Origin of the sequence: Flavobacterium sp. (genome assembly GCF_046155325.1) — a bacterium.
Taxonomy (GTDB): Bacteria; Bacteroidota; Bacteroidia; order Flavobacteriales; family Flavobacteriaceae; genus Flavobacterium.
The window spans coordinates 1-13,874 of record NZ_JBJXDQ010000027.1; the positions used below are offsets into that span (position 1 = coordinate 1).

The following is a 13,874-nucleotide window of genomic DNA, read 5'->3' on the forward strand; positions in this document are numbered from 1 at the left end:
GATAATTTTAATGAAGAAAACAGTCTTACGATCTATCCAAATCCTGCTGATTCAGAAGTATATATTAATTTTTCTCTACCTGATCCATCTGAGGTTGGGATTTCTATAATTAATTTTACGGGGCAAACTGTTTTGCAAAATAGTGACAAGAAAAAATTAGATTCAGGAAGTCATACGATAAAAGTTCCTGTTGATTCCTTAAGTAAGGGCGTTTATCTAGCAAGAATAAAAATTAATAATCGTGTACTTGTGAAAAAAGTAATTATAGAATAAATTTTAAACTGAATGACGGCTATCAACTAAATACACTTTGACAATGAAACATTTTACTCTTTCTTTTTTTCTTTTTTTTCTATTTTATTGGGGTTATTCTCAATCAAAACATGGATTTCCGGGCAATTATCCTTCCTATAAAGGGCTAGTTATGGCTGGATATCAAGGCTGGTTTCGTACTCCAGAGGATGGCTCCGGAAAAGGCTGGGTGCATTATGGTAAAGAGGGGAAATTTGATTTTCAAAATGTTACTATTGACGTTTGGCCGGATGTTTCCGAATATAAAAAAACATATACTACTTCATTTACCTATCCAAATGGCGAAAATGCTACTGTTTTTAGTTCTTACGACAAAAGCACTACGGATTTGCATTTTAAATGGATGAAGGAATATGGTATTGATGGGGTTTTTATGCAACGTTTTTTTGGAGTTGCAAGAGCAAACAAAGAACTTAATAAACCCCAAGATGTAATTCTTAAAAATGCTTTACAAGCCGCAAATGAGAATAATAGAGCCATCGCTCTAATGTATGATTTATCGGGTTTAAAATCAAAAGGGGAAGATTGTTCCGCCATAATCGAAGACTGGAAGATGCTGGTGGATCAACTTAAAATCACCAATCAAGGAAAAAATCAAAATTATCTTTTTCATAATGGCAAACCATTAGTGGCTATTTGGGGGGTTGGATTTCCCGATCGTCCTTATGACACAAGAAAAATAGGTGTTAATGGTTTAATAGATTTTCTTAAAAACGATCCTGTTTATGGAGGCTGTTCCGTTTTATTGGGTGTTCCCACTTATTTTAGAGAATTAAATAAAGATTGTCTGCCTGATCCTTATTTACATGAGATCATTGCCTCTGTAGATATTGTTATGCCTTGGATGGTGCAACGTTTTACTCCATTGGTTCACAACATAAAAGATCATTTAAGAGATCATATCATACAGGATATAAAATGGACAAAAGATCAGGGTATTGATTATGTTCCTGTAATTTGTCCGGGGTTTAGTTGGCGAAATTTATCTCTAGCCAAACCAGAACTGGCAAGATATACCGCTTATGATGCTATCCCAAGATTAGGGGGTAAATTTTATTGGGATCAAATGACAGCATCTATTGAGGCTGGAGCCAATATGGTTTATGTTGCGATGTTTGATGAAATTGATGAAGGCACCGCCATATTTAAAGTTTCGAACGCACCTCCCAATAGTGATCAATCCCATTTTGTTAGTAATGGGGGACTTCCTTCAGATCATTATTTATGGCTAACAGGACAAGGAGCAAAAATGCTGCGAAAAGAAATGCCGCTACAACAAGAAATGCCCATTAGAAAGTAGCATTGTTTATTAATTTTGTATTTTTATACTTGTGTGTTTTTCGATTGTCATCGTTTTTTTCGGTTTTTTGTCCTTTAAAAATAAATGGAATACCTAATGACTTATTCGTGTATGGCTTTTAAAATAAAAGTAGATATCTAAAAAAAAAACACACTATTTTTTATTAATTTATTTTTTTTTCATTAAAATAGTTCATTATTAATCAATAATTAATAAATAATTAATGTTCACTCGTTTAATTTGTACAATAAACTTCAAACTATATATAACCAACTAAAAAAAACAATTATGAAAAAAATTACAATTTTAACTTTATGCCTTACTTTATTTTTAACGGGTGGTTTGTATTCTAAAACTGTTTGGGTTTCTTTTGCCGGTGCAGGAGCTAAAAATGGTACAAGTGAAGCTGACGCCTATGACAAAGCAGCTTTTTCTATTGCTTTAACTGAAATAACTACAGCAGGCGATATTTTAAGGGTTGTAGGAGCATTTGCTCCTGGATCTCAAACTTTAGCTAAAACTTTCGAATATACTATAGAAGGTGATGCAGGAGGCTCTACTTTTATTGGTGTAACTGGTGTTGGAAGAATGTTTACAATCAACGGTGCTTCTGTTGGTCAAAACGTAACTTTTAAAAACATCATTTTTTCTGGGCAGAATTCTAGTATAGCAGGAGGCGGAGCTGTATTGTTTAGCAATCAGACTGGTGTTACTATAAATTTTGAAAATTGTAGGTTTGTAGGTAATTCCTTGACATCAGCCGTTACGACAGGTGGTGGTGCTCTTAACATTACTAATTCTACTGTAACTATTACGGATTGCCTTTTTAAAGAAAATCAAGCACTACGAAGTGGTGGCGCTATTTATGTTGGCACTGGTGTTAATGCTACAATAACTCGGTCTACTTTTTATAAAAATAGTACAACAGATACAAATGGTGCATATGGTGGAGCTGCTTTGTATGTTGTTAGTACAGGTGTTGTTACTGTGTATCATTGCACCTTTTTTCAAAACAATATAGGACATTCCAACCAAGATTATGGAACAATAAGAACAGAAGCGCCCACTAATAGTGTTAATGTGTGCACTACTGTAACAAATTCTTTGTTTTATGGTAATAAAGTGAAAAATACTACTGATGGTACCCTAGGTGGTCCGTCAGACTGGGGTAGTGCGCCGCATGGCATACAAACTTTCTCTTATTCTTTAGGGCAGTGGGTAACTAGTAATATAGATTTTGTAACAAATTCTAAAACATTTGTAAAAGGCGGTCTTGACCCCCTCGCTGCTGCTAATTTAGCATCTTCCAATTTGACATTTGATGAAGCACTTGGTAAAGTTACCTATACTGCTCCAACAGTTGCTGGTGAAAATTCACCAATAGGTTTTGTAGCTGCTGGTGTCGATGCAGGCGCATGGCAATCGGGATTAACTTTATCTGTAAAAGACAATGAATTTGCTGCTGATTTTTCTGTTTCGTACAATTCTCAAACAAAAAATTTAAAAGTACTTCGTTCTAATGACGATTCGGTTTCTTTAGCAATTTATAATTTAATGGGTGCTAAAGTACTCTCCCGTAAAAACGCTAGTAAAGAGGAAAATATCAGTGCAAGTGCTTTACAATCTGGAGTTTATATTCTAGTTGCTAAAGGTTCAGGAAATAAAACTTTTGCTAAAAAGTTGGTAATTAATTAAATAGATAAATTAAGTAATTTACAAGTCAGGGTTTAGTGTTCTAAACCCTGTCTTGTCAATAGTAACTTGTAAATGATATCTTAATAAGTAAGTCGAAAAGTTTAAAGTCGAAAAGTCAAAAGGTGTATGAATGTCAATAGCCTTCAAAATCAAGCTATTATTGTATTTTCTTGATTTATAAAATACGATGGTATTAGGTTAGAGTTGTTGCTTTGTTATTAAAATGGCACTATGATAAAAAAAATAAATAGTTATGATTAAAATTAAATGGTTTTTGTTGTTATTCTTGTTTCCAATCCTAATTTTTTCTCAGGATAAAATAATCAAAGGGAAAGTGGTTGATAAAGCTGGTTTAGGCATACCAGGTGTAACCGTTGTACTTAAGGATTCAAATACCGCCACAACAACAAATTTTGACGGAGACTATTCAATAGCTACCGGAAAAATTAAAAATGGAATTCTGGTATTTAGTTATATAGGATATACCTCTAAAAATATGATTTTTAATAATCAAACCAATACCATTAATGTTGCCTTGTCAGAATCTCAACAACAACTCGATGAAGTTGTCGTTACCGCTTTAGGCATTAAAAGAGAAAAAAAATCTTTAGCCTATGCTACCCAAACTATCGATACCCAAGATATGACAGAAGCTAGGTCCACCAATTTTTTAAATGCGCTATCGGGAAAAGCGGCGGGCGTTCAAATTGTAAAATCGGGTACTCCTACAGGATCTACTAGGGTAGTGATTAGAGGGCTTACATCAGTAACAGGGGATAATCAACCCTTGTATGTGATTGATGGTATCGCTCTTGATAGTGGTCAAGGAGATGGTTCCGTTTCCGTTTGGAATGATGGTGGTAAAAATACCGCTGTATCTGACATTGACTACGGTAGCCCATTATCTCATATTAATCCTGACGATATAGACAGCATAGATATTTTAAAAGGACCAAATGCCGCTGCGCTATATGGTTCGAGAGCTTCAAATGGTGTGGTGTTGATCACAACAAAAAAGGGTAAAACTAATAGTAGTTTAGGCGTAACCATCAATTCAAATTCATCTTATATTACCAATAGAGAATATCCTTATTACCAATATGTTTATGGTTCAGGTAGTGGTGGTCGATTAGTATCTAGCGCTGCTGGTATTGATCCTGTCACCGGTTTACCTAGTGTAGCTGGAATTAATAGCTATAGGGCTTATGGCGCTCTAATGTTAGGTCAAGATATTATGGGCTTCACTGGAATGCCGTCAAAATATCTTCCAAAACCCAATAACATTAAGGAGTTATATCAAATGGGAGTGGTAACAACCAATAGTGTTGCCATTGACAAAGGGGGAGATCTAGGTTCTTTCAGACTCTCTTTTGCCAATACTTCTGGAGACCATGTTATGGAAAATTTGGAGGTACAGAAAAAAAATAACCTAACCTTTAGAGGATCGCAAAAAATTTCAAAAAGTCTTACTACAGACATAAGTGTATTATACACTAACAATAAAGTAAAAAACCGGACGTACCAAAATGGAAGCGAACGGAATCCCGCAAATAATTATATGTATATGTTGCCTGATATGGGTAAAGATAATTTACTTCCTTATAAAACGGATGATAATGTAGCCTTTGCCGCCCCAGGAAATGGTCCATTTAAAAATCCCTATTGGAACTTATATGAAAACAGTAATCAAGATGAGGCTAATAATTTAATTGGAAATGTTACTTTAAATTGGGAAATTTTAAAGGGACTTAGTCTTAAATCAAAAGTTAATGGTTCCGTAAATCTAGTACAGGGCGAAGAGTTTAATAATATGGGAGCTGCTTATGACCCGGATGGTTTTTATAGAACATTTAATAACCAAACCCAGAACTGGAATTATGAAGCTATTTTAAATTACAATAAGAAATTTGAAGATTTTTCTATTGTTGCCTTAGTAGGGGCTAATAGGTTTGATTTGACCTCTTCTCAAAGACAAACAAGAATAAACAGCTTGTTAGTTCGTGATGTAAGGAGTTTGTCAAATTCTAACGGTATTCCAGAAGTAATAGAAATCGATGCCCGAAAAAGGATAAATTCAGGGTTTAGTTCCCTTTCCTTAGGCTATAAAAACACCTATTTTATGGATGTAACAGCAAGAAACGATTGGTCTTCCACTTTACCTAGCAATAATAACTCCTATTTTTATCCTTCTATAGGCGGAAGCTTTATTTTTTCAGAATTGATACCCAAAAATGATATATTGACGTATGGAAAAATTAGGGCTTCTTATGCACAAGTGGGTAATGACACCAAACCCTATAATACGATAACAAACTATCAATACGGAGGGTTGTATAACGGTTCAGCATGGTTGGCTTCTCAGACCACAAGAAACAATTCAGATTTGAAGCCTGAATTAACTTCTTCCAATGAATTTGGTATCGAAACGCGACTTTTTAAAAACAGAGTTTCCTTGAGTGCAACCTATTATGAATCCTCTACAATTAATCAAATTATTGCCGCTCAAACTTCATCAACAAGTGGTTTTTCCAGTCAATTTTTTAATGCAGGTGAAATACGGAGTAAAGGGATGGAGGTTGTATTTTCTGGAAAAATCATAGATAATTCCTTTAAATGGGCTGTCGATTTGAATTGGTCTAAGAATGAATCTTTAGTTGTTTCGTTAATTGATGGGGTAGATCGTTTGTCATTAAGAACATGGTTTAACGTGAATGTTTTTGCCGAAGTGGGGAAACCCTTAGGAGAATTAAGAGGTAATGTTCAAGCAAGAGATCCTGAAACAGGCATACCATTAGTATTAGAAAATGGTCGCGTTGCATGGAAGCAAAATCAAGTTCTTGGAAATGCACAACCGGATTGGATAGGGGGATTAAAAAATGCGTTTAGTTATAATGGTTTTTCTTTAAATGTACTTTTAGATGCGAAAATAGGAGGCGAGATGTATTCAGGTACAATGTTAAAGACTGTTAACCAAGGAGCTCATGCAGACACCTATGCTGGTAGAGATGAATTTTTATTTTCAAGCGTTATTATGGGTGAGACCAACGAAGAACGTTTTGGGAGAGGGCTTTACGGAAATACTTATGCGGATATTGATCGAGTTAAAGGCAGACAGTATGCTGGATCAGCCATTTCAACAACTGACGCAAATGGTAATTTAGTAGCGAAACGTGATGCAAATGGAAACATAGTTTATTCAAACGCATTTATAAGTCCAGAGACCTACGGCTTTGATGGATTGAATGATCAGCTGCGATTTACTTATGACGCTTCTTATGTTAAACTTAGAGAAATAACTTTTGGCTATACTTTTCCCAATAAATTTTTAAAGGGTAGCCCTTTCAAAAGAGCTAAATTTTCTCTAGTAGGGCGAGATTTATGGACCATTTATAGAAATACTCCTCAAGGGATAGATCCAGAAGCAGGAACAACTTCAGGTAATGGTCAAGGAATTGAATATGGTTCTTTTTTGCCCACACGAACCCTTGGAATAAATATTAACCTAGGATTTTAATTCAAACAAAATGAAAAAAAATAAATATATAAGCAAAGTATTTCTGGTAGCTTTTTTAGCAATCGGGATGTTTTCATGCACGAATGGTTTTGAAGAAATGAATCAAAACCCAAATAATTTTAATGATGCAACACCAGAAGCCTTGTTCGCTGGTGCTGTAAAAAGCACTGTAGATCTTGTAGGAGGAGATATGAATGATCAAATGTATAATAATTATGCCAGTTACTATGGAGGAAAGGGAGGACAGTTTCCAAAGTTTTTTTATACAGACAGTGGATTAGATTCCTATTGGAAACGTTTTTATGTAAATATCCTCAAGAATACTCAAGCAATAATTGATACTTATTCTGACGATCCAAAATATGCAAACCGAGTGCACATTGCTAAAATATGGAAAAGTTATGTGTATTCTGTACTTGTTTCTACATTCGGTCCAGTTCCCTATACTGATGCTTTAGGATCAAGCACTGCAACAACTTATGACAGTGAGGAATTTATTTATATTGACATAATGGATATGTTAAAAGCTGCGGGTGACGGTATTAGTGTAACGGGGGATAAATTATCTAAAGATCCCGTTTTTAATGGTAACAATCTGATGTGGAAAAAATTTGCAAACACTTTGCGTTTAAAAATCGCCTTACGGATAGCTGTAGGTTTTCCAGCATTAGCTGAGAAACACGGCACAGAAGTTATGGCCAATGAAGCAGGACTAATTTCTTCCAATACAGAGAACATTGCCATGAAATGGGAAACTATTTTAGAGAATTGGTCGTTTAATTATAATCGTTATGTGAATGTACCGGCACAGGAGGATGTAGTTCCCTTTGTAAATTTTCACTATATCTTGAATATGAAAACATACTATGATCCAAGATTAAAAGTTATAGCTGAACCATCAACTAATCCAATTACAATTACGGATACGCTCTCTAAGTCTGGTTCTACTACTGGACAAAGAGTGGTTGTTAAATATATGCTTCCTTATTTTGGAAGACCTATTGGTGGTACAGTAGCTCTTTCAGACTGGAATTTAAATCCAAGTAAAAACATTTTGAATGGTATAGCAAATAACCGATATAGTAAACCTAGTAAGTTGTTATTTATGGCCCAAGACATGAAGTTTAACATCGTAACCTTCGCGGAGCTGAATTTCATGCTCGCCGAAGCCAAATTAAAAGGTTGGGGCGGGAGTAAAACGGTAGAAGATTATTATTATGCAGGGATAGACGCTTCATTTCAACAATACGGAGTATCTTCCGGAGCTGCTGCCTATAAAGCAAGGGATGGTGTTAAATGGGGGACTTCAAGTATAGGTGATAAAGACTTGTTTGGTATTGTAACCAGTGGTATATCAACGGATCCTATGGACAAGATTGCAAGACAGCTTTGGTTAACTTCTTATAATCAAGGTCATGATATATGGTGTTTGCAAAAACGCACCAGACTCTTGCCATTAATTCCAAACTTTAGCCCTGATACATCATTTGGAACCGAATTTACTGATATACCAGAAAGAATGGTTTATCCAATTTCTGAAATTGGTTTGAATAATGCAGGTTATGTTGCAGCCATTCAGGCTTTAGGAGGAAATCAAATGAGTACACCATTGAAAATGAATAAAGCCCCCCTATATACACCAAATTATTGGAATGATCTACCAGCAGTATTTAATCAAGAATTTGCTCGTAGGTTTTATGGAGAATCAGAGAATGATCTTACCGCTGCAGGACTTGTCAAAGGGACAGGAACAACTCCCACAAAAACAACGTATACGATAATAAAAACCATTGAAAATTAAAATTAAATTATCATGAAAATATTTAAAAATAGTGCATTATTAATGATAGGATTGCTTCTTTTTTCTTGTACAGAAGATAAAGCCATCTTATTAGAAGATAATATATATAGTAAACCAATTCCTATAGTGCCCGTTATTACGAATTACACTGTTGGGGCTATTTACACCAAATTCATTAGAAATCCTCTCACAATTGAAACGCCTTCAATAGGAATATACGATGGAAATAGTGGGGATCCAATAACGTATGAAAAACATGTTATACAAGCCCAAACTGCGGGTGTCGATTTCTTTATATTTAACTTAAGGTCTTCTAATGCTATCGCACAATATAATGAAGATAAGGGTTTTATAGATAATTTACAAACGGCTTCAAATGCAAATGACATGAAGTTTGCTTTTTCTTATAATTTTGCTAATATGGGATTAAGTATAGCTAATACAATTGAAAATAAAGGTTTGGTGACTAAATTTATAGATGATTTTAAGTTAATGTTACCGTATTTCCAAAAATCTAATTATATGAAGATTAATGGGAAATCGGTAGTTTATATGAATAATAGTTATAATTTGTTTTCAAATAACAATCCTGCATTATACCTACAATTAAGGAATGAAATGGCTACACTTGGGGTTGAATTGTATTTGATAGGTATGCAATTAGAATGGACACCTACCTTAAAGTTCTTTGGTGATGAAGTTACTGGAAAAGATAATCGATTTGAGGATTGTGTTGATGCATTAACCGTTACTAATTATGCAAATATTGAACTTGTTTTTTATGACAGGTTACAGTATTTTCACAAATATGTAGATTTAGCCTGGACAAGCTATATAGATCCCAAAACAGGTATAGAATACAACCATAAAACAACATTAGCTAAATACAATATCGAATTTGTACCTACTATTTCGCCATCTTATAATCCTAAAATTAATAATGCATCAAGTACCGCTTATGCTATTGCGAAAAATGCAGATTGGTTCAAAGCGAATTGCAATATTGCCAGAAGAGCTTCAGGAACCAGTAAATTAGTTTTAATAGATTCATTTAACAATTGGAATTTTAATACACAAATAGAATCTGCGACCTCCTACGGAGATGAGTACATCAAAATTATTAGGGCAGAATTCAAATTAAATTAATTACATACTCAAAGTATTAGATTATTAAAAAATGAGTAAAGTCAAATTTTAATAAGTTTGATTTTACTACTTATACAGTACTTATGTTCATGAAAGGGACATAATCAAAAAAAGGCTGCAAAGACTAATGATGATATGTAGCCCGATTGAAAGCCAATAGGCAAAGCAATTACATATAACTTTAAATACAATACAAAGTACTACATGAAAAAATTGGCAATTATAGTTGGATTATTTGGATGCATCGCTTTTGGCTGCGGTCGAATAGTTAAAAGCAGTGCTACTAGCAAGGAAATAACTAATAATACTGGTAAAAATAAGATTGCATCAAATAACTCCATAATCGGAAAAGTTTTGTGTGGCTATCAAGGTTGGTTTAATGCACAAAATGATGGTGCAGATTTAGGTTGGAAACATTACAATGGAAAACAAGGCTTTAAACCCGGAAGTGCAACAATAGAATATTGGCCAGACGTATCTGAATTTGATAAAGACGAGCTTTATAAAACATCCTTTGTTCATAAAGATGGAAAACCAGCTTATGTATTTAGTTCTGCAAACCCAAAAACGGTAAATAGACATTTTGAATGGATGAAAGACTATGATATTGATGGTGTTTTTGTTCAAAGGTTTACAACAGGGTTTAAAAATGAAAAAATAAAAAACAATTTAAATAAGGTTTTTGATAATTGTTTTATCGCATCTAAAAATAATAATCGATTAATTAGTGTCATGTACGATTTATCTGGAAGCAAATCAGGAGATGTAGTGCAAAATACAATTAACGATTGGAAACAATTGGTAGATAAATACAAACTAAACAACCCAAATAACCCCAATATTTTAACCTATAAATCAAAAGCGGTAATTTCAATTTGGGGAGTAGGTTTTGTAAACAGAGACTACACTTTTGAAAATGTAATAGCATTGATTGATTTTTTCAAAAACGACCCAGTATATGGAAATTGTACAGTGCTTTTAGGAGTGCCTACTCATTGGAGAGAACTTAAAAATGATGCGAATTCAGATCCTAAACTTCATGAAGTAATCAAAATGGCAGATATCGTTCACCCTTGGACACCTATGAGGTATAGAAATTTAGCAGGTGTTGATAAACATAAACTAGAAAAAATAGTAAAAGACAAACAATGGTGTGATGCTAACAATTTATTGTATATGCCCGTTGTTTTCCCAGGATTTAGCACAGGAAACTTAAAAGATAAGCCAGAAAACTTTGACATCGTTCCAAGGTTAAAAGGTGATTTTTTATGGAGACAAATTTACAATGCAATATCAGCAGACATAAAAACTATCTACGTCGCCATGTTTGATGAAATAGACGAAGGTACAGCTATTTTTAAAGTATCAAATAATCCGCCTGTTGGTGCCTCTAAATTTATTAGCTATGAAGAAGGTGTGCCTTCAGATTACTATTTATGGCTCACAGGTCAAGCAGGAAAAATGCTGCGTAAAGAAATTCCATTATCAGAATCACAACCAACGTATTCAAAAAAACAGTAAAAATCTTTATTATTTTCATAAAATGAAAAAATTCAGCTACATATCCGGTATTAATTACATGAAATTTTTAGTCATTGTGCTAGTGTTTTTATCTAGTAATTCAGCCTATACGCAAATGAAAATAATTGACAACCTAAAGTATGTAGATCCTCAAATTGGAGGCGTGGCTCCTTTTTTAGAACCAACAAAAACTAGAATACATTTGCCAAATTCAATGGTTCGGATGTATCCTGATAGAAAAGATTATAAGGATGATCAAATAAAATCATTCCCGTTGACCACAAGAAAACACAGATCTGATCCTCTTTTTAGTTTACTACCGGTGTCAGGAAATGTACCTGAAAATTTAGTGCCTATTTCTGCTTGGGATCAAGAACTAGAAATAGCCCACCCGTATTATTATTCTACTTGGCTTGAAGATTTTAATATTACTCTTGAGTTTTCTCCTGGAGAAAAAACAGGTTTTTACCGTTTTAATTATGGTGATAAAGAATTAAGAAAGTTGTTTCTTAAAAAATTAAACGGGGTAGATTGGCAACTTAACGAAGACGGTTCGCTTACAGGTACAGAATCATTTGAAGGTATGAAAGCTTATGCGTATGGTGTTTTTGATGTTAAAGGTGATTTTACACAAGTGAAAACAGGAAAAAATAGTACCAATTCATGGATAACATGGAATAATACAGAACTTAAGCAAGTCAATTTTAAATACGGAATATCTTTTATCAGTATAGAGCAGGCTAAAAATAATTTGGAAAAAGAAATACCAAATTGGGATTTTGAAAAAGTTAAAAATAACGCAAAAGATAAGTGGTCCAATGTTTTAAATCAAATAGAAGTAGAAGGAGGAACTGAAGCTCATAGAAGATCATTTTACACTGCTTTATACCGTAGTTATGAAAGAATGATAAATATTACCGAAGAGGGTAAATATTACAGTAATTATGATAAAAAAATTCATAAAGGAGAGCAAAATTTCTATTCTGATGATTGGGTTTGGGATACTTTTTTAGCATTACACCCGCTTCGATATATACTGCAGCCTGATATGGAGTCTGATATGATAGCCTCCTATGTAAGGATGTATCAACAATCAGGATGGATGCCACAATTTCCTCAAATACATGGTGATGTCCCACCAATGAATGGTTTTCACTCCACAATTATGATTCTAGATGCTTATAGAAAAGGCATTAAAAACTTTGATATTAATGTTGCGTATGAAGCCATGAAAAAAAATGCATTAGAGGGAACCATGGTGCCATGGCGTTTGGGAGCAGCTTCCCCTTTAGATAAATTAGCCTTAAAGTTAGGGTATTTCCCAGCGCTCCATCCAGGCGAAACAGAAACAGAACCTTTAGTTGATAGTTTTGAAAAAAGACAAGCTGTTGCAGTTACTCTTGCCCAAAGTTATGATGATTGGGCATTGGCTCAACTTGCTAAAGATCTTGGTAAAGAGCAAGACTATGAGTATTTTTCAAAAACAGCAAAAAATTACAAGAATTTATATTGGAAAGAAAAGGGGTTTTTTATGCCTAAAGACGCAGCTGGAAATTGGATTAATATCGATCCAAAATTTGACGGCGGTATGGGAGGAAGAGATTATTATGATGAAAATAATGGATGGACCTATCTTTGGAATGTGCAACAAGATATTTTGGGTTTGCAAAAATTAATGGGAGGTCGTGACACTTTTGAAGCACGTTTGGATCGGATGTTTAGAGAAGATTTAGGTAGAAGTGTTTATGCTTTAAATGCTAAATTTCCAGACTTTACAGGTATTGTAGGGCAATTTTCTATGGGTAACGAGCCTAGTTTTCATATTCCATATTTGTATAATTTAACGAAGTCACCTTGGAAAACCCAGAAAAGAACACGTATGCTTTTAAATACATGGTTTAAGGATAACATTTTTGGAATACCTGGTGACGAAGATGGTGGTGGGATGTCAGCTTTTGTTGTATTTTCTTCCATGGGGTTTTACCCAATTACTCCTGGTATTCCTATTTATACTATTGGTAGCCCTTTGTTTTCTAAAATTAAAATTAACCTACCAAATGGAAAGGTGTTTGCTATCAATGCTCCAAATTGTAGTGAAAAAAATAAGTATATTCAAAAAGCCTCTTTGAATGGAAAAAATTTAGAAGGCCCTTGGTTTACACATGAAGATCTTGTTAATGGAGGAACTTTAGAATTAGAAATGGGATCGTATCCAAATAAGACTTGGGGAACTAGTGAAGAAAGTATCCCACAAATTTTCAAAACATCAAATTAATTTAAATTAGGATGAGGAAATTAATAAATTTTATGCCAATATTAACCTCCTTTTTAATCTCTTTAGGTTTAATTCCTCGAAGCTCTGCTTCGATTTTTTGACTCAGATTTCACAAATTAATACAGATTTTTCTGTGCAAATTTGTGAAATCTGTTTTTTTTTAAATAACTAAGGGGCTCTGCCCCGAGGTAGTTTATTATTTTTTCGTTTAGTACTAGTATCTAAAATAGTAAACAAAAAAGCTTCTAATGATAATCTAAATATGTAACTACTTTTATTGTCAAATCCGTAGAATGGGTGAACATTTTCT

Annotated in this window: 8 protein-coding genes; all 8 read left to right on the forward strand. The window is 34.0% G+C overall.

All coding sequences use genetic code 11. The features are described from left to right. On the forward strand, positions 1-273 hold a 273-nt coding region (locus ACKVOD_RS02055; protein ID WP_409207821.1), incomplete at its 5' end, for a T9SS type A sorting domain-containing protein. Positions 274-316: 43 nt separating this feature from the next. Continuing rightward, complete coding sequence (locus ACKVOD_RS02060; RefSeq protein WP_409207822.1) at positions 317-1,612, forward strand: glycoside hydrolase family 71/99-like protein; 1,296 nt, start codon at positions 317-319, stop codon at positions 1,610-1,612. Between the two features lie 288 nt (positions 1,613-1,900). After that, a complete protein-coding gene (locus ACKVOD_RS02065) occupies positions 1,901-3,307 on the forward strand; it encodes a T9SS type A sorting domain-containing protein (RefSeq protein ID WP_409207823.1) in 1,407 nt (468 codons plus the stop codon). A 253-nt stretch (positions 3,308-3,560) separates the two neighbouring features. Further along, the gene (locus tag ACKVOD_RS02070; RefSeq protein WP_409207824.1) at positions 3,561-6,821 is read left to right on the forward strand and encodes a SusC/RagA family TonB-linked outer membrane protein; all 3,261 of its coding nucleotides are present in this window, start codon (positions 3,561-3,563) and stop codon (positions 6,819-6,821) included. 10 nt (positions 6,822-6,831) lie between these two features. Next, positions 6,832-8,622 carry a SusD/RagB family nutrient-binding outer membrane lipoprotein gene (locus ACKVOD_RS02075; protein WP_409207825.1) on the forward strand — a complete coding sequence of 597 codons (1,791 nt, stop codon included), beginning with the start codon at positions 6,832-6,834 and terminating at the stop codon, positions 8,620-8,622. Between the two features lie 12 nt (positions 8,623-8,634). Then, positions 8,635-9,768 carry a glycoside hydrolase family 99-like domain-containing protein gene (locus tag ACKVOD_RS02080; protein ID WP_409207826.1) on the forward strand — a complete coding sequence of 378 codons (1,134 nt, stop codon included), beginning with the start codon at positions 8,635-8,637 and terminating at the stop codon, positions 9,766-9,768. A 204-nt stretch (positions 9,769-9,972) separates the two neighbouring features. Continuing rightward, positions 9,973-11,289 carry a glycoside hydrolase family 71/99-like protein gene (locus ACKVOD_RS02085; protein WP_409207827.1) on the forward strand — a complete coding sequence of 439 codons (1,317 nt, stop codon included), beginning with the start codon at positions 9,973-9,975 and terminating at the stop codon, positions 11,287-11,289. Positions 11,290-11,311: 22 nt separating this feature from the next. Then, positions 11,312-13,564, forward strand: coding sequence for a GH92 family glycosyl hydrolase (locus ACKVOD_RS02090; protein ID WP_409207828.1), 2,253 nt, complete (start codon positions 11,312-11,314; stop codon positions 13,562-13,564). Positions 13,565-13,874 lie beyond the last annotated feature (310 nt).

Excerpts from the sequence above, each read along its gene's own strand:
- ACKVOD_RS02090 (WP_409207828.1), top strand. The coding sequence starts at position 11,312 with ATGAAAAAATTCAGCTACATATCCGGTATTAATTACATGAAATTTTTA.
- ACKVOD_RS02070 (WP_409207824.1), top strand. The coding sequence starts at position 3,561 with ATGATTAAAATTAAATGGTTTTTGTTGTTATTCTTGTTTCCAATCCTA.
- ACKVOD_RS02085 (WP_409207827.1), top strand. The coding sequence starts at position 9,973 with ATGAAAAAATTGGCAATTATAGTTGGATTATTTGGATGCATCGCTTTT.
- ACKVOD_RS02060 (WP_409207822.1), top strand. The coding sequence starts at position 317 with ATGAAACATTTTACTCTTTCTTTTTTTCTTTTTTTTCTATTTTATTGG.
- ACKVOD_RS02075 (WP_409207825.1), top strand. The coding sequence starts at position 6,832 with ATGAAAAAAAATAAATATATAAGCAAAGTATTTCTGGTAGCTTTTTTA.
- ACKVOD_RS02080 (WP_409207826.1), top strand. The coding sequence starts at position 8,635 with ATGAAAATATTTAAAAATAGTGCATTATTAATGATAGGATTGCTTCTT.
- ACKVOD_RS02065 (WP_409207823.1), top strand. The coding sequence starts at position 1,901 with ATGAAAAAAATTACAATTTTAACTTTATGCCTTACTTTATTTTTAACG.